Below are 287 nucleotides of genomic sequence, written 5' to 3'. Positions count from 1 at the left end.
ATACAGAAGAAGTACAATAGAACACCGAATCAAGGTGAGATACTTGCCCATGCACCTTTGCTAGATTATGAACTGGAATTTATACAGCAGCCGGTTATTGTCACACTTGGTAATATTGCATTACAGCGTTTAGTTGGTAAAAATAATAAAATTACGGATGTTCATGGAGAATTGTTAAAGCAACCTGTGCAGCGATTGAAAGATAGCAGCAGTACAGAATTTATTTGGTCAGAAAAAGAATATCATATTTTTCCGACCTTTCATCCAGCTTCTATTTTCTATAATCG

1 protein-coding gene is annotated in these 287 nt (G+C 35.5%); it reads left to right on the top strand.

The genetic code is table 11. The annotated features are described in order from the left end of the window. On the top strand, nt 1–287 hold a 287-nt coding region (locus SB775_RS28755), incomplete at both ends, for a uracil-DNA glycosylase family protein (protein ID WP_410864596.1).

The sequence above is a fragment of the Peribacillus sp. SIMBA_075 genome (assembly GCF_046534585.1).
Note: the sequence above shows the minus strand (reverse complement) of the source record. Positions and strands in the feature narration are given on the sequence as shown.